Raw genomic sequence first — 23874 nt, 5'->3', positions numbered from 1 at the left:
TTTCAACCACTTGCAGGGAAACACGAGCACATGAGCAACCGGCCTATTGATGTGATCATTTTTGGCGCCACCGGCTATACCGGTCGGCTGGTCGCCGAATACTTCTACGCCACCCACGGGGTCGACGGTCCGGTCAAGTGGGCCCTGGCGGGGCGCAACCTGGGCAAGCTCGAAGCCATCCGCGACAGCTGGGCCAACGCGGCGGCCTTGCCGCTGGTCATGGCCGATGCCGAGCAGCCGGCCAGCTTGCGTGACATGGCCGCCGCCACCCGGGTGATGATCAGCACGGCGGGCCCATTCTCGCTGTACGGCTCTGACCTGGTGGCCGCCTGCGCCGAACTGGGCACCGACTACGTTGACCTGTGCGGCGAAATCCCGTGGATCGCGCAGATGATCGATCGCCACCAGGCCACTGCCCACGCGTCCGGCGCGCGGCTGGTGTTCTCCTGCGGTTTCGACTCGGTCCCCTTCGACCTGGGGGTGTGGTTCACCCAGCAATTGGCCTTGCAGCAGTTCGGCCAGTACGCGCCACGCGTGCGAGCACGCATGCGCAACATGCAGGGCGTGTTGTCGGGCGGCACCTTCGCCAGTGTCGGCGCTGTGGAGGCGGCTGCCGCGACGGATCCGGCTTTGGCTGAGGTATTGAGCAATCCGTTTGCCTACACCCCTGGCTTCAAGGGTGTCGAGCAACCTGACGGCCAGACGCCGCATGTGGATGAGCTGACGGGCAGTTGGGTAGGGCCGTTCATCATGTCGACCATCAACACCAAAGCCGTGCACCGCACCAACTACCTGCAGGGGCACCCCTGGGGCGAAGGCTTTCAGTATGACGAGATGCTGATGCTGCCGGCGGCGCCGTCCAGCGACGACGCACCCAGCCTGGCCGGTTTTTCCTATAACGAAGGCGGCCATCCGCAGCCAGGCCAAGGGCCAACCCAGGCAGAAATCGACGCCGGCTTCTACGACGTGGTGTTCTATGCCGAACTGGGCGAGGGCAGGGTGGTGATGGCCTCGGTCAGCTGTGATGAAGACCCGGGCTACCTGTCCACCTCGAAGATGCTCTCGGAGTCGGCCCTGGCGTTGGCCTTCGATGTCAATCGCGAGCAAACGCCGGGTGGTTGCTGGACGCCGGCGGCGGCGTTGAATAGCGCCTTGATTGCGCGGTTGAGCGCGAACGCGGGCGTGAGGTTTGTTCCGGGGGTGTAAGACGCTTCGGGACGTCGCTTTCGAAAAAACTTGCATATCAGTGCATATGCACTGATATGCTTGCGCTCAGTCATTGGTGTCCATCACCTACCGGGAGAACCTCCTTGAGCGCACCCATTGATTCACCGGCAAATCAGCGCATGATTCTGATAGTCATCGGCATCGTCTCGTCCCTCGTCATGCTGGACACAAACCTGGTGGCGGTGGCGCTGCCGACCATCGCCAGCTCATTGAACGCGGATTTCGCCGACCTGCAGTGGGTGATCACGGCCTACGTTCTGCCTTTTGCCGCTTTGCTGTTGGCGGCCGGCTCGTTTGGCGACCGGGTGGGGCGTCGGCGTGCCGCGCTCATTGGACTGGTGTTGTTCGGGCTTGCGTCCCTGGCCTGCGGGTTGTCCGTGTCGCCCTTGATGCTGGACATTTCCAGGGCCGTTCAAGGGGTAGGGGCCAGTCTGCTCCTGACCGCGACCCTGGCCATCATCAACCATACCTTCGTGGGGCCCGAACGCGCCAAGGCCTATGCGTTCTGGGGGGCGAGCCTGGGCGTCGCCATCACCTGCGGGCCTATCCTGGGGGGCGTTATATCAAGCCTGTTTGGCTGGCAATGGGCATTTCTGATCAACGTGCCGCTTTGCTCGGTGTTGATCGTTGCCACCTTGAAGGTCGTCCCTGAATCGCGCGATCCAGGTGCGGACAGCCTCGATTATGGGGGCATACTGACGTTCAGCTCGGGCCTGTTTCTGCTCACGTGGGCGGTGATCGATGGCAACGCTTCAGGTTGGCTGGCGCCAGCGGTGATGTGGCGTGCAGTGGGAGGGCTGCTGTTGCTCGCGGCGTTCGTGATGGTGGAAAAGCGCCAGAGCAACCCGATGCTTGATTTCAAGATCTTCGGGTCGCGCTATTTCTGCGGCACGGTGGCCTCGATGATGGGCTACGCAGTGGCGGCCCAGGTGATGATTTTTTATCTGCCCCTTTACCTGCAGAACGCCTTTGGGTTTGCGCCGATGACCGCTGGGTTTGCGATGCTTCCGTTTGCGCTGCCCATGTTTCTGGTACCGCGGTTGAGCGCCAACATCACGCTTTCCTCACGGGCCCTGCTGTCGCTTGGGCTGGGTGTTACCGCCGCTGGCGACATGATGATGGCCTTGCTGTGCAATGCGGGTGCTTCGTATCCGTTGTGTGCGGTCGCGATGGTCATCACCGGTACCGGGGCCGGTATCCTCAATGGTGAAACCGCAAAAGCGGTGCAGGGCGCCTTGCCCGCCAACCGGTCCGGTGTGGCTTCCGGGATAGCCGCTACCATCCGCTTTACTACATTGCTGTTTGGCATCGCCGCCCTGGGTGCGATTCTGTTGTCCTCAACGCTGAAGGCATTTGTCCCTCATGCCGGCTCGTTGGGATGGTCGATAGGGCAGGCTGTCAGCACCGCCAAACGGTTTTGCGCAGGCGATGCCGCGTCGATTGAAACAACTGTCATGGGTTTGCTTCGCTCAGCCTTCGAGTCTGGCTTTGCGAGCGCCGCGTGGGCTGCGGTTGCGGTTGCGATCATTGCTCTGGTGGTGACACGAACCCTGATGGCAGAGGGGGCGCCTGCCACCTCGGGATCTGAGCCCGCAGAGGCATTATTCGTCGCGGATGAGTAGCACAGGCGCGGGCAGGGCGCAGCGCCGTGATGCGCGCTTGTACATTTCATACAGACCCTAATCTTGATGGCCAAAGGAGGTCCCATGGCTGTGCAGTGTCTATGCACCAGCGTTCGTCAGCTGGCGCGCCGCATGACGTCCATTTACGAGACGCACCTGGCGCCTCACGGTCTCAGTGCACCTCAATTTTCAATTCTTCAGCGGCTGCATCAACTGGCCCCTGTCGCCAATCTTGAGTTTGCTGCCCACATGGGCATGGATCGAACCACCTTGAGCCGTGGGTTGAAACCCTTGATCGCGGTTCACTGGATCGAGACCGTGGACATGCCGGAAGGCACGGTCATCGACAAGCGCTCCTTCGGGCTGCAACTGACGCCGGCCGGCATCGAGAAATACCAGGCCTCGCGTGAGGCCTGGTTGAGCGCCCAGGCTGAAACCCGAAAAGCCCTGGGGCCAGTGCTTTCCGACGCGTTGCTGGCGACGACCCATGAGGTGTATGAGGCGTTGGCTTGATGGCGTGCGGGGCTTTTTGATGGTTCTCCCGCCCCCTGCAGCAGCTGCCCCGGGCGGCGCCTTGCGACGCGGTGTGTCAGGCATCATGCGGTGTCAGTGAGGCGGTCTTACTTGATGGCGTTCTCGTTCCAGCCGCCACCCAGCGCCTTGTACAGCGCGACGGCAGAGGACGAGGACGCATAGCACGCCTCCAGCCGCTGTGCCTGAATAGCTTCCAGCCTGGACTGGGTTTCCAGCACGTCGATGTAGCTGCTGTTGCCTTTTTGATAGCTGGCCAGCACCAGGTCTCGGGCCTGGGTGCGGGTTCGTTCGCCATCGGTCAGCAACTGCGTCCTGGCATCACTCGTGATCAATCCAGAAATGGAATTTTCGACCTCGGCCGTGGCTTCCAGGACACTTTCGCGATAGCCCGCGAGCTTCACGGCGTAGTCGCCTTTGGCGGACTTGACTTGGGCATCCACACGGCCGAAATCAAACAGCCGCCAACGAATGCCAACGGCGCCCAAGGCTTCGTTGGAGGCGCCGTCGAACAGATTGCCGCCTTGAGTGGTGGTGCTGCCGACCAGGGCCGACAAGGAAACCTTGGGGTAGTACTCGGCGATGGCCTGGCCAATGCGCTCGTTGGAGGCTGCCAGCCGACGCTCGGCCACGATCAGGTCAGGCCGCCTGCGCAGCAGGGCAGCACTGCCACCTGCCGCCTCGATCGACGGCGCGCTGGGTATCGGTGCACTGTTGTCCAGGTCAGTGTCAGCGGTGCCCGGTGTTCGGCCCAACAAAACATCCAGCCCATTACGCGCCGCCGTCAAGCGTGCCTCAAGCAAGGGAACGCTTGCACGCACCACGGACAGCTCGGCGCTCGCCTGTTCAGCGTCCTGATCAGGGGCCAGGCCGCGCGAGCGCAGTACGTCCACCAGGCGCTTGATATCGCCCTGGGTGCTGACCTGGTCCCTGGCGACGCCCAGGCGAGCTTGCAGCAACCTAACCAACAAATAGTCATCGGCGACAGCGGCAGTGACCTGCAACCTGGCCGCAGCCTCATCCGCCTGGGCCGCCTGGTACTCGGCAATGGCGGCGTGGGAGCTTCTTCTCAACCCCCCGGACAGGTCGATCTCCCAGGCGCTTGAAACGCCTGCGCCATACAGATTGCCGGTGCGGTCAAAGCCGGGAAGCGAGGCATTTTCAGCCGCAACAACAGGGTCTTCCAGGGATTGCCTGGCTCGACTGGCACTCGCCGCAGCCTGCCCAGTAGGCAACAGTTGCGCATGGGCACCCTCTGCGTACGCGGCCGCCTGCGAGGTGCGGGCCAAGGCCTGTGCCAGCGTCAGGTTCTGCGCCAGCGCAGTGTTCACGACGCGGTTCAGCACGGGGTCTCTGAAGCCCTGCCACCAGGCGTCCATTGCTGCCGATGAAGGCTGTGCGGTCCTTTCTGACAGCTGCTGGGCGCCATTGAACTGCGTCGCAACGTAGGTTTCGGGGCGGTGGTAGTCGGGCCCCACCCTGCAGCCATCGATGCCACCCAGCAGTGCCAATACGAGTACACTTTGCGCACTCGTGACCAGATGTCGATTCATTTGCCTTTACCCCTAACACCTATAATTGTTTACAGTATTCTAAAGTCGTTACCCAATTGTCAACGGATGTTCAGATCGTTATGAAACAACTCCCCACGCAAGACAGCATCGAATTGCCTGCGTCTGGCCAGCGTGGCCCCGCTGAGCACGACCGCAGGCTGCAGATTCTGGAGGTGGCCAACAATCACTTCCGGCTCTACGGCTACCGCAAGACCACGGTGGCTGACCTGTCCAAGGCCATCGGCATCACCACCGCCTACATTTACCGGTTTTTCGAATCCAAACAGGCCATTGGCGAGTCGATCTGCGCCATGGTGCTGGGCAACCTCGACACCGAACTGCGCCGCCTGAGTGACCTGGAACCCACGGCCACCCGCAAGCTCAGGGCCTTTACCCGCCACGCCCTGCGCCTCAGCCATGCGCTGTTCATGAATGAGAGCAAGCTGTTCGAACTGGTTCGGGTTTCCGAAGAAGAGAGCTGGTGCACGGCGGCAGGCCACCAGGAGGCACTCAATGACATCATCCGTTCCATCATCGAAATGGGCCGCAACGAAGGTGAGTTCGAGCGCAAGACCCCGCTGGATGAGGTGGTTCTGGGCATCCAGGAGGCGCTCATTCCCTACACCCGTCCTTCTGCGATGGATCGCCGGCAAATGGCTGAGCTCGATGCCGGGATGCTGGCGACCACCAGCATGATCTTGAGGAGCCTTGCACCTTAGTACTGTTTTCATATTGACAGATTCGTAACCTGTAAACAGAATGCCTTCGGCTCACGGAGGCTTCTATGTTCACACACGCTCGCTCGCGCCTTACCCTTACCCCCCTCGCTTTCTGCGCGCTGTTGTCGGCGTGTGGTGAGCACGCTACACCTGACCCCAGGATCGACCGCCCGCCGTTGGTGAGTACCGCGGCCGTCAAGGCGGCCCCACTGTTGCGAGAGCGCCGATTCACGGGCGTCATTGCCGCCAGGGTCGAAAGCTCGATAGGCTTTCGTGTGTCGGGCAAAATCTCCCAGCGAATGGTGGATGTCGGCCAGCGCGTCAAGCGCGGCGATCCGCTGATGAAGCTCGACATCACCGACTTCGGGCTGGATGTGAAAAACCAGGAAGCGGGCGTGGCCGCAGCGCAAGCCGCCACGGTGAAAGCCGATGCCGACTTTGCTCGCTTGCAAGGCCTGGTCTCCATGGGGGCCGTGTCCGCCAAGGCGTTTGACGAGGCCCAGCAGGTCAAGAACTCAGCCCATGCCGGCCTGGAGGCGGCCAAGGCCAAGCTGGACCTTTCGCACAATGCTTACGGCTACGCCATCCTGCGGGCGGATATGGATGGGGTGGTGGTGGATCGCTTTGCCGACACCGGCCAGGTGGTTTCCGCCGGTCAGCCTGTGGTGGTCGTGGCGCAAGAGGGCGCGCGCGAGGCTCGAATAGACCTGCCCGAGACGGTCCGTCCGGCAGTGGGCTCCCAGGCCACCGCGCGGCTCTACGGCAATGACAGGCAGACGTTTGGCGCCCGATTGAGGGAGCTTTCCGGTTCCGCCGACCCGGTCACCCGGACATTCCGGGCCCGTTACGTGCTGGAGGGCAGTTCAGGGGATATTCCCCTGGGTTCAACGGTGGTCATATCCCTTGAAAAACCCGGCCTGAGCGATGAGCGGGAACTGCCGCTCGGCGCGATCTATGACCAGGGCCAAGGCCCAGGTGTCTGGGTAGTGGGGGACGACAAGAAACTCCATTACACCCCTGTGAAGCTCATTCGCGTCACCGAGGAAACGGCAGTTGTCGGCCCGGGTTTGACGGATGGGCAGCGTGTCGTGGCATTGGGTGTACACCAACTGCATGAAGGCCAAGCCGTACGGATTGCCGAAGGGGAGACGCCATGAAAGGCTTTAACCTTTCCGAGTTTGCCGTCCGGGAGCGAGCGATCACGCTGTTTCTGCTGGTCGCCATTTTTACCGCGGGCGCACTGGCCTTCCTCAAGCTGGGCAGGGCTGAAGACCCGGCGTTCACCGTGAAGCAGATGACCATGGTCACGGCCTGGCCGGGCGCCACGGCCCAGGAGATGCAGGACCTGGTGGCCGAGCCGCTTGAAAAACGCATGCAGGAATTGCGTTGGTACGACCGCACCGAGACGTTCACCCGTCCGGGCCTTGCGTTCACCACGCTGTACCTGCTGGACAGTACGCCGCCCCACGAGGTGCCGGAGGAGTTCTATCAGGCCCGCAAGAAAATTCTTGATACCGAGTCCAGTCGGCCTGACGGCGTTTCTCCAACCCTGGTGAACGACGAATATTCGGACGTCACCTTTGCCCTTTATGCATTGAAAGCCCCTGGCGAGCCCCAGCGAAACCTGGCGCGCGAGGCGGAAACCCTGCGCCAGCGCCTGTTGCACGTGGCGGGCGTGAAGAAGGTCAATATCATCGGCGAGCAACCCGAGCGCATCTTCGTGGACCTGTCCTACGACAGGTTGGCGACCCTCGGCCTGTCGCCCAACGACATCTTCATTGCGCTTCATGGCCAGAACGCCGTGACACCGGCGGGTTCCATCGAGGCCAAGGGCCCGCAGATACAGGTACGCCTGGACGGGGCGCTCAATGACCTGGAAAAGATCCGCAACACGCCGGTTCTGGTGAACGGCAACACGCTCAAACTTTCGGACGTGGCGGACGTGAAGCGCGGTTATGAAGACCCGTCTACCTTCCTCATTCGCAACAATGGCGAGGATGCCTTGGTGCTGGGGGTGGTGATGCGTGATGGCTGGAACGGCTTGAGCCTGGGCAAGGCATTGGAGCAGGAGGCCGGCGCCATCAACCAGGAACTGCCGGTGGGCATGAGCCTGAGCAAAATCACCGACCAGTCGGTGAACATTGATGAAGCCGTTGGCGAGTTCATGCTCAAGTTCTTCGTGGCGCTGACCGTGGTGATGATGGTGAGCCTTGCCAGCCTGGGCTGGCGAGTGGGCTTGGTGGTGGCAGCCGCCGTGCCGCTGACGCTGGCGGCGGTGTTTGTGATCATGCTCGCCACCGGGCGTGATTTCGACCGCATCACCCTGGGTTCGCTCATTCTGGCGCTGGGGCTGTTGGTGGACGATGCGATCATCGCCATTGAAACCATGGTGGTCAGAATGGAGGAGGGCTATGACCGCATCCAGGCGTCCGCTTACGCCTGGAGCCACACGGCCGCGCCTATGCTGTCCGGTACCCTGGTGACCATCATTGGTTTCTTGCCTGTGGGCTTTGCCCGCAGCACGGCGGGCGAGTACGCAGGGAATATCTTCTGGATCGTGGGCTTTGCGCTGATCACCTCCTGGCTGGTTGCGGTGTTCTTCACGCCCTACATTGGCGTCAAGATCCTCCCGCACATCAAGAAAGTCGAGGGCGGTCACACCGCGATCTATGACACCCGCCACTACAACCGCTTTCGCAGGCTTCTGGGTTTCGTCATCCGCCGAAAATGGATCGTGGCGGCGATCGTGATCGCGTTCTTCGCCCTGGCGATCATGGGGATGGGCGCCGTGCGCAAGCAGTTTTTCCCGTCCTCCGACCGCCCCGAAGTGCTGATCGAAGTGCAGATGCCGCAGGGCACTTCAATCAACCAGACGGACGCGGCCACTGGCGAGGTGGAAAACTGGCTGAAGACACAGCCGGAAGCCAGGATCGTCACCTCCTACATTGGTCAGGGCGCGCCCCGGTTTTACCTGGCCATGGCCCCGGAATTGCCGGACCCCTCGTTCGCGAAAATCGTGGTGTTGACCGAGAACGAAGCGGCGCGCGAGGCGCTCAAGGTCAAATTGCGCGACGCTGTCACCAATGGCCTGGCACCGCAAGCGCGGGTGCGGATGACCCAGTTGGTGTTTGGCCCTTACTCGCCGTACCCGGTCGCGTTCAGGGTGATGGGCCCCGATGCCGACAAGGTACGCGGCATTGCCGAACGCGTGCGCGCGGTTATGCAGGCCGACCCCAACATGCGGACCGTCAATACGGATTGGACCGAGCGCGTGCCGACGGTGCACCTGGTGCTGGACCAGGATCGTCTGCAGGCGTTCGGGCTCAGTTCCCAAGAGGCGGGCGAACAGTTGCAGTTCCTGCTCAAGGGCACCGCGGTCACCCAGGTGCGCGAGGACATTCGAACCGTCGATGTGATGGCCCGGTCTTCCGGCAATACCCGCTTGGACCCAGGGAAAATCGAGGACTTCACGCTTGTTGCCAAGGGCGGCAAGCGGGTGCCGCTTTCCCAGGTGGCAAACATCCAGGTTCGGCCGCAAGACCCGATCCTGCGGCGCCGAGATCGCACGCCCACCATCACCGTCAGGGGCGATATCGCCGACGGCACACAGCCCCCGGACGTTTCCATGATGGTGTGGAACGAGCTTCAGCCGTTGATTGCAACGCTGCCGTCCGGGTATCGGGTCGAAATGGCCGGTGCGATCGAAGAGGCCGGCAAAGCCAACGCTGCGCTTGCCCCTTTGTTTCCGATCATGCTGTTGTTGACGATGGTGGTCATCATCTTCCAGGTAAGGTCGCTGGCGGCCATGGCGATGGTGCTGGCCACCGCGCCCTTGGGGCTGATCGGGGTGGTGCCGACGTTGATGCTGTTCCATCAGCCCTTCGGCTTCAACGCGTTGATCGGCCTGATTGGCCTGGCCGGCATCCTGATGCGCAATACGCTGATTCTGATCGGGCAGATCCACACCAACGAGGCGCAGGGGCTGGGACCCTACGACGCGGTGGTAGAGGCCACGATCCAGCGATCACGCCCCGTGCTATTGACCGCCATGGCGGCGGTGCTGGCCTTTATTCCGCTCACGCAGTCGGTGTTCTGGGGCACTCTGGCCTACACCCTGATCGGCGGCACGTTTGGCGGCACGATCATGACGCTGGTGTTTCTGCCGGCGCTGTATGCCATCTGGTTCAAGATCAGGCCTGAAGCGTCAAGCGGATTAAGTGGCCGAATGTAAGCGCAGAGGTACTTCGGCCTACGGGGGCGGTGCGGGTGAATTGACCCGCCACGGCTGCTGCTACAGCGGCCTGCGCCGCTGTTGCCAGGCGTCTTGCGACGTGGTGTGTCAGGCGCTGCGCGGCGTCTGTGACGCATCGACACCGTGGGTGCGGTTGTAGCCATTGATGCCCGGTGCGCTCCACCCTTCGGGTTGTTGCGCCGCTTCGTAGATTTCCACCAGCAGGGGGTAGCACTTGGCGGTGTCGGAGGAGTGTTCGGCCGAGCAGTCACCCCCGGGGCAGGCGGACAGGCAGCCCAGCAGGTCGATTTCCGCGAAAAACTCCAGGTAATCCCCAGGCTGCACCGGGCTGGCTTTCATGAAGTACTGGCCGGTATCACGGGTAAAACCGGTGCACATGAACACGTTCAACACGTCATGCACATGGGGTTCGGCGTCACCCAGTGTCAGCCCGGTGGAGGTCGACAACGCACGGGTCAGGTTGGAGTGGCAGCAATGGTGATACTGGCCGCCGCCGCTGAGCAGGTTATGGGTATAGGGGTCGCAACGCGTCCCGATGACGTCGTGGACCGAACCGCCAAACGCATCGAAACCGTACCAGTCGAGGGTGTCATGGGTGATGGTGGCCATGGGGCGCAGGGTGGGAAAGCTTGAGAACAACTGATCGCCCACGCCCAGGTGCGTGCCGTTCAGCGCGCGGGTCTTGCCGGTGTAGAAACGCTCGGTCAGGTCGTGCTGGTTGAACAGGTTCAGGTCGCCCACCTGAGGGCCCTCGGTCGAGACGATGCGAAAAAAGCCGCCGGCCGGAACGGTGAAGGTGGCCGCGTCGCGGGCGGGAACCACCACGGTTCTGACGTGCTTGAGCCCTTCTCGAACCGCGCGGTAAGTGCCAATGTCCGGCCGTGGCAGGGTCTCTACCGGGTAGCAGAGCACCGGCTTGATGGCCTTGCGTTGTTCGGCGTCAGTGGGGGCCTGGGTAATTGGGGTAGGCTTCATGTAATGCTCCGTAGGTTGCACGCGATCAGGTCGGTGGGGCTATGCACGGGTAGGGTGGCTCAACAGATCAAGCAGGGCATGCTCGGAATCGTCGAGGTAACGGTTCATGGCGTCGGCTGCCGCCGGGCGGTTACCGGCAGCGAGCAGGTCGTGGATCTCATGGTCGCGCTCCAGCCACGGGCGCTGAAAGTTCTCCTCGTCGGGCGCCACGGCGAACACCAGGCGCATCTGCGCCGCGATGTTGGTAAAGAAGGCGTCCAGCAGGGGGCTGCGCAGCAGGCCCACGATGTGCTGGTGGAAGCGCAGGCTCTGGGTGCCGAAGGCTTGCCAGTCCTCGCGGTCGCGGGCCAGTTCGGCCGCCTCGATGGCGTCGAGCATGCGGTCGGACTGGTATTCACGCAGCGGCTGGCTGCCCAGGATGGCCTGGATTTCGAGGGTGCGACGCACCAGGAACAGGTCGCGCACCTCGGCCACGCCCAGGCGGCGCACCATCACGCCTTTGTTGCGCACATAGGTGGCCAGGCCTTCGCGCCCCAGTTGGTGCAGGGCTTCACGCACAGTGTTGCGCGAGGCGTTGTAGCGGTTCACCAAGTCGGCTTCCACCAGCGCCATGCCGGACAGCAGCCGGCCGCCGATGATGTCTTCGCGCAGTTCGCAGGCCACCTGATCGGCCAGGGACAGGCCTTCGGCCGCGTGTTCGGGGGGTGAGGTCTTCATGCCAGCTGTGCATCCTTGAGAAAACGGCCCATGCGCTCGCTGCGGTTGTCCAGCAACTGGCGCGGCGAGCCGGCCTGAACGATCTGCCCGCTTTCCATGAATATCACGCGGTCGGACACCTGGAAGGCAAATTTCATTTCGTGGGTGACGATGATCATGGTCATGCCTTCCCGGGCCAGGTCTTCGATGACTTTCAGCACATCACCCACCAGCTCCGGGTCCAGGGCCGAGGTGGGTTCGTCGAACAGCATGACCTGCGGGCGCATGGCCAAGGCTCGAGCAATGGCCACCCGTTGCTGCTGGCCACCGGAGAGTTGGTGGGGGTACTTGCCGGCGTGCTCGCGCAGGCCGACCTTGGCCAGCAGGGTCAGGCCCAGGGCGCGCAGTTGGGCATGGCTGCCGTGGCCATGGTGACGTGGAGCAAGCAGCACGTTGTCCAGCACGGTTTTGTGCGGGAACAGGTTGAAGCCCTGGAACACCATGCCCACCTGGACGATGCCGTTCATATGGACACGGTTGCCCAGCGTGCCGCCGGCCTCGCCGCTGCCACGCAGGAACGGTGCACCACACAATTCCACGGTGCCCGCGTCCAGACCTTCGAGGCCATTGAGGGTGCGGATCAGCGTGGTCTTGCCGGACCCCGAGGGGCCGATGATGGACACCACTTCGCCGAATTTAACTTCCAGGTCGATCCCTTTGAGTACCTCCAGCGGGCCATAGTGCTTGCGTGCGTTGTGCACCCGCAGTGCATGTACACCCTGGCGCGCAACCGGTGCCGGTTCAGCCACAACGGTGTTGGCGGGGCTCTCGGCAATCACCCACGGCTTGCGCTGGCTGACATCCAGATAGCGTTCCAGACGCTGCAACAGGAAGCTGAACACCGTGACGATCAGCACATAGTAGAACGCCACCGCCAGCATGGTTTCCATCACCAGGAAGTTCTGCGTGTAGAGTTGTTGGCCCACCAACAGGATTTCCGACAGCGATATCACCGACACCAGCGAGGTCAGCTTGACGATGGTGATGTACTCGTTGGCCAGGGTGGGCAAGGCTACCCGCAGCGCCTGGGGGATCACAATCAGGCGCTGTACGCCACTGTAGCGGATGCCCAGGGCCTTGCCGGCTTCCATCTGACCCTTGGCCACGGCTACCAGGCCGCCGCGATGGATCTCGGCGATGTAGGCCGCCTCGCTCAACACCAGCGCGATAAGACCGGCGGCGTAGGGGTTGGACAGCAGTACGCTGGTGGCGGGAAACACTTGGGGCAGGTTGTAGACAAAGATCAGCAGCACCAGCAACGGCAGGCTGCGGAAGAACCAGATGTACAGGGCGGCGGCGCGGTTGAGGCCGCGCCGTGGCGACTGCCGGGCCAGCGCCAGGACAAAGCCCAGCACAATGCCCAGTACCCAGGTTTCCAGGCTCAGTTGAACCACGGTGCCGACGGCTTTCCAGAAGTCGCCGTTGACCAACAGGCCGGCGGTGTAATGCCAATCGAATTGCATGGGGAGCTCCGTTTACTGCGCGGCTTGCGGGTTCTGGCCGGTGGCCTGGGCGATTTCGGCGGCGCTGGGTTCAGCCAGGTTGTAGCGGCTCAACAGCGTCTGGTATTCGCCGCTGTCCTTCATGGCCGAGAAGCCTTGGCGCAGCTCGGTCAGCAACGCGTCATTGCCTTTGCGCACGGCCAGGCCGATGACCACGGGGTAGATCATTTCGCTGGAGCTGATGGTGATGCGCCCTTTGAGTTTATCGGTGGTAATGCGCGCCACGGCGGCGTCCTCGAACTGCACGTCAACGGCCTTGGCCAGCAGCGCCTGGGCAGCTTCCGGCGAGGTGGGGAACTCGCGCGAGTCGATGGGCGCCTTGCCGTTGGCCTGGCAGTAGTCTTTCGACAGGGCGGCCAACTTGGGAATCCACGAGCCACCCTTGATTGAGGCGACACGCTTGCCGCACAGGTCCTGGGGTTGTTGCGGGCGGAAGGTGTCGTCGCTGCGGACCATCAACGACGCACCGCTTTTGAGGTAAGGCAGGAAATCCACCTGAGTTGCGCGCTCAGGCGTCACGTACAGCGCCGAGGCGATCAGGTCGAAGCGGCGGGCGTTGACGCCCATCACCAGGTTGGCGAAGCGGGTGTCGACGAACTGGGGCGCAAGCTTCAGGTGGCTGCCCAGCAGGGTCATGAACGCGGGGTCGAAACCGGCTGGCTTGCCTTGGTCCAGGTAGGTGTAGGGCGGGTAGGTGAGGTCTGAGCCGATGCTCAGGCGCTGGGGTTGCAGGGTGGCTTCGTCCGCATGGGCGCAAGCGCAAGCGGTGAGGGACAGGGCGAGAAGCGAACGAGTAAGGCGTGCACGTCGAGACATCATGAGGCTCCGCTGGAGAAGGATTGTTCAACAATCGATAAAGATGAAGTAATCAATTGTTGTGCCAATCATGAAAAATCCATGAGCGGGTGGCGCTTTGGGGCGGTAAGAAAAAGGGGCTGTTGTGGGAGCTGGCTTGCCAGCGCTCACAAGACTTATTGATTGTGCGCGGTTATGGGGCGTTGTTGTGAGGTGTGGAACCTGATGGTGCGCCTTCAGCGCAAGTGCACGTGACCTTGGGGCAAGCCATTGGCATGTTCGGCTGCGGCTTCGCGTGCCAATCCCACCAGGCGTTCCACGGTTTCCAGGCCGACACCTGCGCGCCAGCTGGCAAACATCTCCAGGTCCGCCGGGACGGGTTGCACGTCCAGGCGGCACAGGCTGCCGGCGCCCAGCGCCGCGCTGACCAGCGCCGGGGGCAGGGCGGCAACGCCGAAGTCTTCGGCCAGCAGCCGCTCCATGGCCGCCACCGAATTGATGCAGCACAGCCGTGGCGCACGCAGGCCTTGGGCGTGCAGCAGGCCAAGCAGGTCCTGGTGGGGGCGGGAGTGACGGGAAAAGGTGATCAGCCGTTGGTTGGCCAGCATGGCCAGGCTATCAGCGGCGTAGGCACTGTCCGGGCGTGCCAGCCAGGCCATGGGGTAGCTGGCCAGGTGGGCGTTGCGCAGGCCTTCATCGGGCAGCGGATCGGTTTGCAGAATCAGGTCCAGTTGACCGCGGCGCAGTTGCTCGGCCAGATGGCGTGCGGTGTCGGCCTGCAGGTCCAGCTCAAGGGTCGGCAGCGACGCGCCGATGCGCTGGATGAACGGGGCCAGCCAGGTATGGATCACGCTTTCCATGACACCCACGCGCACGCGCCCCGGATGGCCGGCATCGACGGCTTGGCGCAGCGCCTGGGTGCTGTCCAGCACTTGCTCGGCATAACTGATCAGGGCCTGGCCGCGCGGGGTGATGGTGGCGCCCCTGGCGTCGCGCTCGAACAGGCGCACGCCCAGTTCGTCTTCCAGCGCGGCAATGCGGTTGGACACCGCGGCCTGGGTGCTGAACAGCTTCTGCGCGGCCAGCCGGAAACTGCCCAGGCGCGCGACCCAGATGAAGGTTTCGAGGAACTTGATGTTCATGGCGGCAGCTTCCGGCAGACGAGAGGCCCATGATAGCGGTGATCGACTTTACTTATCACCCGTACCCCGAATAACCCGTTGGACGCCTGCGCAACGTGGGCGTGAACATTTGTCCATCAGCCATCTGCGGAGCCCTTCATGAAACGTCCCTTGCTCAACTGCGATATCGGAGAAAGCTTCGGCGCCTGGTCCATGGGGCTGGACGAGGAGGTGATGCCCCTGATCGACTGCGCCAACATCGCCTGCGGGTTCCATGCGGGCGACCCTGGCACCATGCGTCGCACCGTTGCCTTGGCGGTCAGCCACCAGGTGCGTATCGGCGCGCACCCGGCCTACCCCGACCTGGTGGGCTTCGGTCGCCGCAGCATGGGCTGCTCGGCGCAAGAAATCGAAGACCTGGTGCTCTACCAGATCGGCGCCCTGGACGCCATGTGCCGTGCCGAAGGCAGCCGCGTGCAGTACGTCAAGCCCCATGGCGCGCTGTACAACGACATGATGGCTGACCCGGTACGCTTGCGCGCCGTGATGCGTGCGGTGCATGCCTATGACCCGCAATTGCCGCTGATGCTGATGGCCACCGCCGACACCAGTGCCAGCCGCAGCCTGGCCGCCGAGTGTGGGCTGACCTTGTGGTTCGAAGCCTTCGCGGACCGCGCCTATGAGCCCGACGGCCAACTGGTGAGCCGACGCTTGCCCGGCGCGGTTCACCATGAGCCCGCTCAGGTGGTGGCCCAGGCGTTGGGCCTGGCCCGCGGTGAACCGCTGATTACCCGTGACGGCAGCGCCTTGCACCTGCACGTCGATACCCTGTGCGTGCACGGCGATAACCCGGCCTCGGTGGCGGCCGTGCGGCAGATTCGCCAGGCCCTTGACGGGCTGTCAGCATGAAGGTCGGCGTCGAAGTCGCCGGCATCGACTGCCTGACGCTGCGGCTGTTCGACGTGATCGACGAGGCCAACGTTCCCTGGTTGCTGGCTGCGGCCCAGCGGCTGCGTGCCACGTTTGGCGCAGCGCTGGTGGAATTGGTGCCGTCCTACACCACGCTGATGCTGCAATACAACCTGGCCCAGTTGGACGATGCTCAGGCCCGTGCGCTGTGTCATGAAGCCCTGACCGGCCTTGAGCCTGCCACGGCCGACAGCGGCCGGGAGCTGGCCTTGCCGGTGTGGTACCACCCAAGCGTGGGCCCTGATCTTGAGCCCTTGGCCCGCCAGCGTGGGTTGAGCGTGGATGAAGTGATTGCCCTGCACAGCGGCCGCGCCTACTCGGTGTTTGCCTTGGGCTTTGCGCCTGGCTTCGGTTTTATGGGCCTGGTCGATCCACGCCTGGCCAGCCCACGGTTGGCCACACCCAGGCAGAGGGTGGCAGCCGGCAGCGTCGGCATCGCCGAGCGGCAGACGGCGATCTACCCCGCCGTCTCGCCGGGTGGTTGGAACCTGGTGGGGCGCAGCCCGGCGCGTCTGTTCGATCCGTCGCTGGAGGGCTTCAGCCTGCTGCGGCCCGGCGACCGGGTGCGCTTCGTGCCAGTGCAACGTGACGAGTTCGTTCGCCTGGGCGGCGATGAAACGCCCATGGAGGCACAGGCATGAGCGCATTGATCGTGGAAAAAGCCGGGCCACAGGCCAGCGTGCAGGACGGTGGCCGGTTCGGTGTTCGCCATTTGGGCCTGACCCAGGGCGGCGCCCTGGACTGGCTGGCGCAGCACTGGGCCAATTGGATGTTGGGCAATGCCCTCGACGCCGCCGTGGTGGAAATTACCTTGGGCGGGCTGCACCTCACGTGTGAGGGGGAGGGCTGGCTGGCGCTGGCCGGTGCGGACCTGGCTGCCACCCTGGACGATCAGGCCGTGGATGTTTGGCGACCCTTCAAAGTCGTGGCCGGGCAGCGTTTGCGCTTTGCCAGCCCGCGCCTGGGTGCGCGGGCTTACCTGGCGGTGCCGGGTGGAGTACAGGCGCCCTTGCTGGCAGGCAGTTGTGCCACCGTTGCCCGTGAGGGCGTCGGCGGCCTTGATGGCCAAGGCGCTGCCCTGGCGATGGGTGATCGCCTGGCCTGGCAGGGCGAACCTGGCGCGGTGCGCGCCGTGCCGCCAGCGTTGATCCCGGACCTGCGGGCGCCAGCGCAACTGGAGCTGATCCTGGGCGCCCAGGCCAGCGCCTTCAGTGGCCAGAGCCTGTTCGATGCCTTCAACCAGTCCTGGACTGTGGACACCCGCAGCGACCGCATGGGGCTGCGCCTGACTGGCACGCCATTGCACTACAACGGCCCTGGCCTGGTTTCCGAAGGTATTCCGCTGGGGGCTGTGCAAGTGCCGCCGGACGGGCAGCCGATTGTGTTGCTCAACGACCGGCAGACCATCGGCGGCTACCCGCGGTTGGGCGCTTTGAGCCCGCTGGCGGTGGCGCGCCTGGCGCAGTGCCTGCCGGGCGAGACCGTGCGCCTGTGGCCGCAGGTGGCCTATGCGGCGCAGCAGCGGCATCATCGATGTGTGCGTGAGGTGTGCGCGGCGCAGTAGCCGCCACGGTACCAGCGCCGACGGTCCTGCGGACCTTTTCGCAGCCTGGGCAGCTCGATAGCGCGGTTGCTGAACCATTTGATACGGCGAGTGAGGCGGCCGAGCATCCGTAAACGCAGGCATGTTCCGAAATGCGCAAATCGTTGTAGGACTTTTCTGAAAATCACCCAAATCGAAAGAAAATTCCGATCCTGATGCTAACGTTTCGTCTGCAACAGGGGCGAGCGCCACGAAGCGTCGCCTTCATTGCCATAAGCACTCAACGACGACGTACACACCGGCGTGTGTCCACGCAGTCACTGAGCGGCGAATAGGCCATTTTCCATTGACGGAACGAAAGGAAGACCTATGGGATACCTGCGTAAAAACAGCTTTTTGATCTTCTTGGATTCGGATGCGCCCACAGAGCTTCAGACCACCAGCCTGGATGAGATCGCAGAGATCGAATCCCAGCACAATCAGGCCAAGGTCCAGCGTGTCGAAGACCTGATCAAAGCACGGGGGCAGGCGGACGAGGAACGCTTGCGCGAGATTGCACAAAATGTTCAAGAGGCCGGTACGGATGAGAATGCCCTCAAGGAATACATTCGCACCACATTCCGATCCACCAGCGAGAAGCCCTGGCGTGACTTTGCCTGGGCGGTGCACGAGGTCGTGATCTCCAAGGCCACGCTTCCAAACAACCAGTACGTGCCCTGGCGCACCTCCGAGAGCACCGTGCGGTTCCGGTCCGACGGTTACCTGGGCGTCAACGTAGCGCTCGCCGGCACTCGGTTTGACAGCGAACAGGGGCAGTTCGTGGCGGACGGCTCCACGCAGACGAGCCTGTGGGTCAAAGTCGTCGAGGGTTGGGCAAAGGACGGCGATTGGGGCGGCTACCTCCAGATCAGCTGTCGCACTCAGAAGGGCAAGTACATCGACTCCAGCAACGGGTGGGTCACGCCGGTTTCCTCCAGGCAGGATAAGGTCACGTTCTACGACATGGGCAACTACTACGAGATCTGGCAGAAGGACCGGGAGTCAGGTCGGCCGCTGACCGTAGAGGGCGGTTGCCTGCGGTTCACCGCCGGGGCAACCCCCGGTAAGTGGAACCTCCAGGACTCAACCTGGGACTGACCACAGCAACCACGGGGCAAGGGGGGGAGAAGAGATGGGCTTTGCGGAAGTCAATGAATGCTCCCAGCTTCGGCGATGGATGCTTGCCCGATGGCCACATGATCTTGAATGTACCCGGCTCGGAACCCCCCCACTGCGCAACACGGCGTCGTAACCCTGCTCGATGACATCCACGCGGCGATCGTCGAACGTCAGCTCCAGTTCGATCAACGGGTAGGCTTTTCGAAACCCAGCCAAGGCCGTAATGAACGGATCGCTCACCAGCGGCAGGCTTATTTTCCAGCCTCTATGTCTGCGCCGCAAACGGCGGCATCGCTATCGGCGCCTGGGCCGGTGACGTGTTTATCGACGCTTATGACCTGCCCGGAGCGATCTGGTGTGGGCTGATATTCGCTGTGCTCTCCCTTGTGGTACTGGGGGCGAAGGCATTTCTGTACGGCGCCGGCCCAGCGCGTCAGTGGGTGATCGCAGTGCGGCAATGAAGGTTTGAAACCATACCTCAGTCCAAGTCCGCCTGATTTTTCTTACTGACGTCGGTGCCCAGCGTCTCGAAATAAGCCTGCGCCATCCGCACGAACGGGCCGACAGCGGGGTTGTCATTGTCGCGCCTTACCACCCTGTACACCTCGGCATGCGCCTCGGCGTTCTTCAAGGGCCTGAACTGCAGTTGCCCCACGTACAGGTCGCGGGCCGCCGCCGGCACGATGGCCACGCCGAGCCCGGCTTTCACCAGGCCAAGAATCGAGTGGGTCTGGCCCATGAAATAGCGGTAGTGAGGGCACACGCCTGCCAGGGTAAACAGGCCGGCGATGCAGTCATAGAAATAACCGCCTTCGTCTTGCGAGTACATCACGAAGGGCTGCTGATCTAGATCGGTGATCGCGATCTCAGTGTGAGTGGCAAGGGCATGCTGGTTCGGCATCACCACCATCAGGGGCTCCCTGCTGATGAGCTGGTAATCAAAGTATTGGCGCGTGCTGGCTCGGCGTACAAAGCCGACGTCGATCATGCCGGCTTCCAGTGCCTGCATTTGCGCGCCTGAGACCATTTCCCGCAAATCGACGCTGACATTTGGCAGCCTGTTCGCGGCGTGCTCCAGCAAGCCGGGAATCAGCCGGTAGCCACTGACTGCGGTGAACCCCAGTACCAGTTGGCCTAATTCGCCATGCTCAAGGCGACGGGCACTGTCGGCGGCTTGTTCGGTATAGGCCAGCACGTGGCGTGCATCGCGAAGAAAGTGCTGGCCGGCGCTGGTGAGCTTGATCCGTCGGTTGCCGCGGTCGATCAGGGTCACGCCCAGTGAGCGCTCCAGCAGCTGGATCTGCCGGCTCAGTGGCGGTTGCGTCATGAACAGGCGTTGCGCGGCCCGGCCGAAGTGAAGTTCCTCGGCCACCATGACGAAACAGCGCAGTTGGTAAAGCTCCATGATTCAATTCTTGTATGGTTCGATTCAGTATCTATGTTAGACCTGCATCGTTGAATTTCCTACTCTTGAACCCATCGGGCATGGCCAAGCCCAGGCCATGGGCGAAGTCGTGCAGGCCCACCTTTGACGGCCAGCTGCTACCCGCGGCCGTCGCCTGCTGTTTGCCCCGTTCTACTTGCTCTATTCCAACAATAAAGCCTTCCATGGAGGAGGCCGGAGACTCCCATGAACGCAAAGATCGCTTCGCTGGCAACGCCGATTGCCGAGGCTAGGGTGGGCCGTCGCCGCTTCGTCATTCTCATGCTTATATTCACCGTCACCGTGCTCAACTATGCCGATCGGGCCACCATGTCGATCGCCGGTACCGGCGTGGTCAAGGACCTGGGGCTCGACCCGATCATGCTGGGCATGATTTTCTCAGCCTTTGCCTGGGCCTATGCATTGGGGCAGATCCCCGGCGGGTGGCTGCTGGACAAGTTCGGTGCCCGTCGGGTGTACGGTTGCAGCCTGCTGCTGTGGTCGCTATTCACCATGATGCAAGGCACGGTGGGCTGGTTCGGCCTGGTGGGCTCCAGCGCGGCGATCACGCTGTTTGGCATGCGTTTCATGCTGGGGCTGGTGGAATCGCCGGCGTTCCCCGCCAATAATCGCATCGTCTCTTGCTGGTTCCCCACCAGCGAGCGGGGCACGGCGTCGGCGTTGTTCAATTCGGCGCAATACATGGCGGTGGTGGTGTTCGCGCCGCTGATGGCCTGGTTGACCCATGCCTTGGGCTGGGCACATGTGTTCCTGTGGATGGGCGCCCTGGGGCTGGTGGCCACGGTGTTCTGGTTCCTGTTGTACCGCGAGCCGCTCAGCGACCCGCGGCTGCGCGAGGACGAGTTGGCGTACATGCGCGAAGGCGGTGCGTTGGTTGACCTGGAGGCGACGCGCAAAAAGACCAAGCCCACACTCACGTTCGCCGAGGTGTCACAGTTGTTCACCAACCGCACCTTGTGGGCGATCTACTTGGGCCAGTACTGCATCACCGCGTTGACGTACTTCTTCATCACTTGGTTCCCGATCTACCTGATCAAGGGGCGTGGCCTGACCATCATGGAGGCCGGTTGGGTGGCCGCGTTGCCTGCGATCTGCGGCTTCTCGGGCGGGGTATTGGGTGGGGTGGTGTCCGATTACCTGATTCGCAAGGGCATGCACCCGTCCCGGGCGCGCAAGACGCCGTTTGTGATCGGCATGCTCCTGGCAGCGAGCCTGGTGTCGGCCAATTACGTGGATGCCAACGGGATGGTGATTGCACTGATGGCCCTGGCCTTCTTCGGCAAGGGCCTGGCCGCAGTGGGCTGGGCGGTGCTGTCGGATACCGCCCCCAAGGGCATGGTGGGCTTGAGTGGCGGAGTGTTCAACGGCATCGGCAATATCGCCGGCATCGTCACCCCGGTGGTCATCGGTTTCTTTGTGGCGTCCACGGGCTCCTTCGACATGGCTTTGTGGTTCGTTGCCGCGCACGGGGTATTGGGCATCTTCGCCTACGTGGTGTTGGCCGGGCGCTTTGAGCGGGTGGAGATTGTCCCGGCCGTTACGGCAGAGGCATTGCACGCCAAATAAAAAGTTCCTCTGGCAGCAATGAAACCCTGTTCATCAGGTTTTGTTAGCAGCGCACAGGCCGGAAGTTGTACGATCAGCGCCTGTGCCTGACTTGTGTACTGCACCCTCACGGGTGCCCGACAACCGCGCGTGTCGCGGTTTTTCAATGGGTCTGGAAATCACTCTGCAAGGGGTATCAATCAACGCCAAGGGGCGCGTGTGCTCGATCCGATCGCATTGAAAGACCATGACAAAGAGCAGCGCCTGGTCAACAAGCGGTTGCTGGCCTGCGCGGTGCTGGTGGTGGTATTGGGCGTCACCCTGGTTGCCAGGATGTATTTTCTGCAGGTGACCCAATTCGCCTACAACTCCACGGTATCGGAAAACAACCGGGTGCACGTGCTGCCCATCCCGCCGGAGCGCGGGCTGATCTATGACCGCAACGGCGTGGTGCTGGCCGAGAACCTGCCCAGCTTCAACCTGACCCTGACCCGCGAGCGGGCAGGGGACTGGAAGGCGGTTTTAGACCGTCTGGTCAATATCCTGCAACTGCCCCCCGAGACCCGAGCGCAGTTCGACAAGGCGCTTAAGCAGTCTCGTCATCCATTTGAACCGGTCACCATCCTCTACCAGTTGACCGAGGCGCAAATCGCCCTGGTGTCCGTCAATGAATACTGGCTGCCCGGTATCGAAGTGCAGCCGCAATTTGTCCGCCATTATCCCTTCGGCGCTCGCTTCGCCCACTCGGTGGGGTTTGTGGGGCGTATCAACGAAAGCGAAAGCAAGCGCATTGACCCGGTCGAATACCGTGGCTCACTGGCCATTGGCAAGACCGGGGTCGAGCAGTTCTACGAACCGCAGTTGCACGGCCATGTGGGCTATGAAGAGGTCGAGACCAATGCCCAGGGTCGGGTGATGCGGGTGCTGAACAAGACCGACCCGGTGGCTGGCCAGAACATTGTGCTGAGCCTGGATGTGCATTTGCAGGAGGCGGCCGAAAAGGCCCTGGGCGATCGGCGTGGTGCGGTGGTGGCCCTGGACCCCAGGACTGGCGAGGTGCTGGCCATGGTCAGCAACCCCAGTTTCGACCCCAACCTGTTCGTGACCGGCATCAGCGGCCCGCAGTATGCCCAGTTGCGCGATTCCCCCGACCGGCCACTGTTCAACCGGGTGTTGCGCGGCCTGTATTCGCCCGGCTCGACCATCAAGCCGGAAGTGGCGATCACCGGTTTGGACACAGGTACCATCACGCCAGCCAGCCGGGTCTTCGACCCCGGGTTCTTCCAGTTGCCCAATTTCGACCACAAGTACCGTAACTGGAACCACAGTGGCGAGGGCTGGGTAGACCTGAACACCGCCATCAAACGCTCCAATGACACCTACTTCTACGACCTGGCGCACAAACTGGGTATCGACACCCTGCATGAGTACCTCAGCCGTTTCGGGTTGGGGCAGAAGGTGTCAATGGACATGGCCGAGGAAGCGCCCGGGTTGATGCCTTCCGCTCAATGGAAACAGGCCACTCGTCGCCAGCCATGGTTCCCGGGGGAGACGGTTATCCTGGGCATTGGCCAGGGCTATATGCAGGTGACGCCACTGCAACTGACTCAGGCCACGGCACTGATTGCCAGCAAAGGCGTCTGGTACCGTCCCCATCTGGCCATGCAAGTGGGCGGCGTGGCACCGGTGGATCAGCACCCGATACCCAACATCGTGCTGCACGACCCGAAAGCCTGGGGTGAGGTGAGCGCGGCCATGCAATTGGTGATGAACGATCCACGTGGCACCGCCCATGACCTGGCCAAGGGCGTGCAATACCGCATCGCGGCCAAGAGTGGTACCGCGCAAGTGGTGGCGATCAAGCAGGGGGAGCGCTACAACCGACTGAAAACCCTGGAGCGGCACCGTGACAATGCCTTTTTCGTAGGATTCGCCCCGGCACAGAGCCCGGCGATCGTTGTCGCGGTGGCCATTGAAAACGGCGAGGCCGGCGGTAAAGTCGCAGGCCCCGTGGTGCGTCAGGTGCTGGACAGCTGGATGCTCGACAGCGATGGCAGGCTCAAGCCAGAGTACGGCGGCGCGGAAAAACCCGCGCCACCGGTTGCCCCCCAAGGCGCCAGCCAGCCGTGACGCGGTTTCGTCGCCGCAGCCGCTGGCAGTGG

The 23874-nt window shown here is 62.8% G+C and carries 19 protein-coding genes; 12 read left to right on the top strand and 7 right to left on the bottom strand.

Annotated features, from left to right (window positions below; genetic code table 11):
* Positions 1-30: 30 nt before the first annotated feature.
* The 3 genes from PMM47T1_RS19965 to PMM47T1_RS19955 all read left to right on the top strand — a co-directional run bounded on the left by PMM47T1_RS19965 (position 31) and on the right by PMM47T1_RS19955 (position 3362).
* Positions 31-1206: a saccharopine dehydrogenase family protein gene (locus PMM47T1_RS19965; protein ID WP_008372298.1), complete on the top strand. Its 1176-nt coding sequence runs from the start codon at positions 31-33 to the stop codon at positions 1204-1206.
* A 104-nt stretch (positions 1207-1310) separates the two neighbouring features.
* Complete coding sequence (locus tag PMM47T1_RS19960; RefSeq protein WP_238536637.1) at positions 1311-2849, top strand: MFS transporter; 1539 nt, start codon at positions 1311-1313, stop codon at positions 2847-2849.
* A gap of 84 nt (positions 2850-2933) precedes the next feature.
* Complete coding sequence (locus PMM47T1_RS19955; protein WP_008372293.1) at positions 2934-3362, top strand: MarR family winged helix-turn-helix transcriptional regulator; 429 nt, start codon at positions 2934-2936, stop codon at positions 3360-3362.
* A 107-nt stretch (positions 3363-3469) separates the two neighbouring features.
* Here the strand turns inward: PMM47T1_RS19955 and PMM47T1_RS19950 are convergent, their stop codons facing one another.
* Complete coding sequence (locus PMM47T1_RS19950; protein WP_050990438.1) at positions 3470-4933, bottom strand: efflux transporter outer membrane subunit; 1464 nt, start codon at positions 4931-4933, stop codon at positions 3470-3472.
* An 80-nt stretch (positions 4934-5013) separates the two neighbouring features.
* Here PMM47T1_RS19950 and PMM47T1_RS19945 point away from each other — a divergent pair, with 80 nt between their 5' ends.
* The 3 genes from PMM47T1_RS19945 to PMM47T1_RS19935 all read left to right on the top strand — a co-directional run bounded on the left by PMM47T1_RS19945 (position 5014) and on the right by PMM47T1_RS19935 (position 9883).
* Positions 5014-5652 carry a TetR/AcrR family transcriptional regulator gene (locus PMM47T1_RS19945; RefSeq protein WP_008372288.1) on the top strand — a complete coding sequence of 213 codons (639 nt, stop codon included), beginning with the start codon at positions 5014-5016 and terminating at the stop codon, positions 5650-5652.
* A 65-nt stretch (positions 5653-5717) separates the two neighbouring features.
* The gene (locus PMM47T1_RS19940; protein ID WP_008372287.1) at positions 5718-6809 is read left to right on the top strand and encodes an efflux RND transporter periplasmic adaptor subunit; all 1092 of its coding nucleotides are present in this window, start codon (positions 5718-5720) and stop codon (positions 6807-6809) included.
* Positions 6806-9883 (top strand): efflux RND transporter permease subunit, encoded by a 3078-nt coding sequence (locus PMM47T1_RS19935; protein WP_008372285.1) that lies wholly within the window; start codon positions 6806-6808, stop codon positions 9881-9883. The genes PMM47T1_RS19940 and PMM47T1_RS19935 overlap by 4 nt, the downstream gene beginning before the upstream one ends.
* A 108-nt stretch (positions 9884-9991) precedes the next feature.
* Here PMM47T1_RS19935 and PMM47T1_RS19930 read toward each other — a convergent pair whose 3' ends face one another.
* From PMM47T1_RS19930 to PMM47T1_RS19910, 5 genes are all read right to left on the bottom strand, one after another.
* Entirely contained in the window at positions 9992-10879 is an 888-nt protein-coding gene (locus PMM47T1_RS19930; RefSeq protein WP_008372282.1) for an urea carboxylase-associated family protein, read from the bottom strand.
* A 39-nt stretch (positions 10880-10918) separates the two neighbouring features.
* The gene (locus PMM47T1_RS19925; RefSeq protein WP_008372280.1) at positions 10919-11596 is read right to left on the bottom strand and encodes a GntR family transcriptional regulator; all 678 of its coding nucleotides are present in this window, start codon (positions 11594-11596) and stop codon (positions 10919-10921) included.
* Positions 11593-13098 carry an amino acid ABC transporter permease/ATP-binding protein gene (locus PMM47T1_RS30610; RefSeq protein WP_008372276.1) on the bottom strand — a complete coding sequence of 502 codons (1506 nt, stop codon included), beginning with the start codon at positions 13096-13098 and terminating at the stop codon, positions 11593-11595. Before PMM47T1_RS30610 ends, PMM47T1_RS19925 begins: the two co-directional genes overlap by 4 nt.
* Positions 13099-13110: 12 nt before the next feature.
* The gene (locus tag PMM47T1_RS19915) at positions 13111-13953 is read right to left on the bottom strand and encodes a transporter substrate-binding domain-containing protein (protein ID WP_008372273.1); all 843 of its coding nucleotides are present in this window, start codon (positions 13951-13953) and stop codon (positions 13111-13113) included.
* 215 nt (positions 13954-14168) lie between these two features.
* The gene (locus PMM47T1_RS19910; RefSeq protein WP_008372271.1) at positions 14169-15074 is read right to left on the bottom strand and encodes a LysR family transcriptional regulator; all 906 of its coding nucleotides are present in this window, start codon (positions 15072-15074) and stop codon (positions 14169-14171) included.
* Positions 15075-15212: 138 nt separating this feature from the next.
* Here PMM47T1_RS19910 and PMM47T1_RS19905 point away from each other — a divergent pair, with 138 nt between their 5' ends.
* The 4 genes from PMM47T1_RS19905 (at position 15213) to PMM47T1_RS19890 (ending at position 18702) form a co-directional block, all read left to right on the top strand.
* Positions 15213-15962: a 5-oxoprolinase subunit PxpA gene (locus PMM47T1_RS19905; protein ID WP_008372269.1), complete on the top strand. Its 750-nt coding sequence runs from the start codon at positions 15213-15215 to the stop codon at positions 15960-15962.
* Positions 15959-16663: a 5-oxoprolinase subunit PxpB gene (pxpB, locus tag PMM47T1_RS19900; protein ID WP_008372267.1), complete on the top strand. Its 705-nt coding sequence runs from the start codon at positions 15959-15961 to the stop codon at positions 16661-16663. Before PMM47T1_RS19905 ends, pxpB begins: the two co-directional genes overlap by 4 nt.
* The gene (locus PMM47T1_RS19895; RefSeq protein WP_008372265.1) at positions 16660-17586 is read left to right on the top strand and encodes a biotin-dependent carboxyltransferase family protein; all 927 of its coding nucleotides are present in this window, start codon (positions 16660-16662) and stop codon (positions 17584-17586) included. Before pxpB ends, PMM47T1_RS19895 begins: the two co-directional genes overlap by 4 nt.
* Before the next feature lie 348 nt (positions 17587-17934).
* A complete protein-coding gene (locus tag PMM47T1_RS19890; protein WP_008372264.1) occupies positions 17935-18702 on the top strand; it encodes a hypothetical protein in 768 nt (255 codons plus the stop codon).
* A 499-nt stretch (positions 18703-19201) separates the two neighbouring features.
* On the opposite strand, the gene PMM47T1_RS19885 is transcribed toward PMM47T1_RS19890, so the two are convergent.
* Positions 19202-20128, bottom strand: coding sequence for a LysR family transcriptional regulator (locus PMM47T1_RS19885; protein WP_008372262.1), 927 nt, complete (start codon positions 20126-20128; stop codon positions 19202-19204).
* 225 nt (positions 20129-20353) lie between these two features.
* Between PMM47T1_RS19885 and PMM47T1_RS19880 the strand changes: the two genes are divergently transcribed.
* Positions 20354-21733, top strand: a complete 1380-nt coding sequence (locus tag PMM47T1_RS19880; protein WP_008372259.1) for an MFS transporter — start codon at positions 20354-20356, stop codon at positions 21731-21733.
* A 198-nt stretch (positions 21734-21931) separates the two neighbouring features.
* Complete coding sequence (gene mrdA, locus PMM47T1_RS19875; RefSeq protein ID WP_043301281.1) at positions 21932-23842, top strand: penicillin-binding protein 2; 1911 nt, start codon at positions 21932-21934, stop codon at positions 23840-23842.
* The last annotated feature ends 32 nt before the right edge of the window (positions 23843-23874 follow it).

The sequence above is a fragment of the Pseudomonas sp. M47T1 genome (genome assembly GCF_000263855.1).
Taxonomy (GTDB): domain Bacteria; phylum Pseudomonadota; class Gammaproteobacteria; order Pseudomonadales; family Pseudomonadaceae; genus Aquipseudomonas.
This window is presented reverse-complemented; position numbering and strand designations above follow the sequence as displayed.

Excerpts from the sequence above, each read along its gene's own strand:
- PMM47T1_RS19965 (WP_008372298.1), top strand. The coding sequence starts at position 31 with ATGAGCAACCGGCCTATTGATGTGATCATTTTTGGCGCCACCGGCTAT.
- PMM47T1_RS19955 (WP_008372293.1), top strand. The coding sequence starts at position 2,934 with ATGGCTGTGCAGTGTCTATGCACCAGCGTTCGTCAGCTGGCGCGCCGC.
- PMM47T1_RS19950 (WP_050990438.1), bottom strand. The coding sequence starts at position 4,933 with ATGAATCGACATCTGGTCACGAGTGCGCAAAGTGTACTCGTATTGGCA.
- PMM47T1_RS19945 (WP_008372288.1), top strand. The coding sequence starts at position 5,014 with ATGAAACAACTCCCCACGCAAGACAGCATCGAATTGCCTGCGTCTGGC.
- PMM47T1_RS19940 (WP_008372287.1), top strand. The coding sequence starts at position 5,718 with ATGTTCACACACGCTCGCTCGCGCCTTACCCTTACCCCCCTCGCTTTC.
- PMM47T1_RS19935 (WP_008372285.1), top strand. The coding sequence starts at position 6,806 with ATGAAAGGCTTTAACCTTTCCGAGTTTGCCGTCCGGGAGCGAGCGATC.
- PMM47T1_RS19930 (WP_008372282.1), bottom strand. The coding sequence starts at position 10,879 with ATGAAGCCTACCCCAATTACCCAGGCCCCCACTGACGCCGAACAACGC.
- PMM47T1_RS19925 (WP_008372280.1), bottom strand. The coding sequence starts at position 11,596 with ATGAAGACCTCACCCCCCGAACACGCGGCCGAAGGCCTGTCCCTGGCC.
- PMM47T1_RS30610 (WP_008372276.1), bottom strand. The coding sequence starts at position 13,098 with ATGCAATTCGATTGGCATTACACCGCCGGCCTGTTGGTCAACGGCGAC.
- PMM47T1_RS19915 (WP_008372273.1), bottom strand. The coding sequence starts at position 13,953 with ATGTCTCGACGTGCACGCCTTACTCGTTCGCTTCTCGCCCTGTCCCTC.
- PMM47T1_RS19910 (WP_008372271.1), bottom strand. The coding sequence starts at position 15,074 with ATGAACATCAAGTTCCTCGAAACCTTCATCTGGGTCGCGCGCCTGGGC.
- PMM47T1_RS19905 (WP_008372269.1), top strand. The coding sequence starts at position 15,213 with ATGAAACGTCCCTTGCTCAACTGCGATATCGGAGAAAGCTTCGGCGCC.
- pxpB (WP_008372267.1), top strand. The coding sequence starts at position 15,959 with ATGAAGGTCGGCGTCGAAGTCGCCGGCATCGACTGCCTGACGCTGCGG.
- PMM47T1_RS19895 (WP_008372265.1), top strand. The coding sequence starts at position 16,660 with ATGAGCGCATTGATCGTGGAAAAAGCCGGGCCACAGGCCAGCGTGCAG.
- PMM47T1_RS19890 (WP_008372264.1), top strand. The coding sequence starts at position 17,935 with ATGGGATACCTGCGTAAAAACAGCTTTTTGATCTTCTTGGATTCGGAT.
- PMM47T1_RS19885 (WP_008372262.1), bottom strand. The coding sequence starts at position 20,128 with ATGGAGCTTTACCAACTGCGCTGTTTCGTCATGGTGGCCGAGGAACTT.
- PMM47T1_RS19880 (WP_008372259.1), top strand. The coding sequence starts at position 20,354 with ATGAACGCAAAGATCGCTTCGCTGGCAACGCCGATTGCCGAGGCTAGG.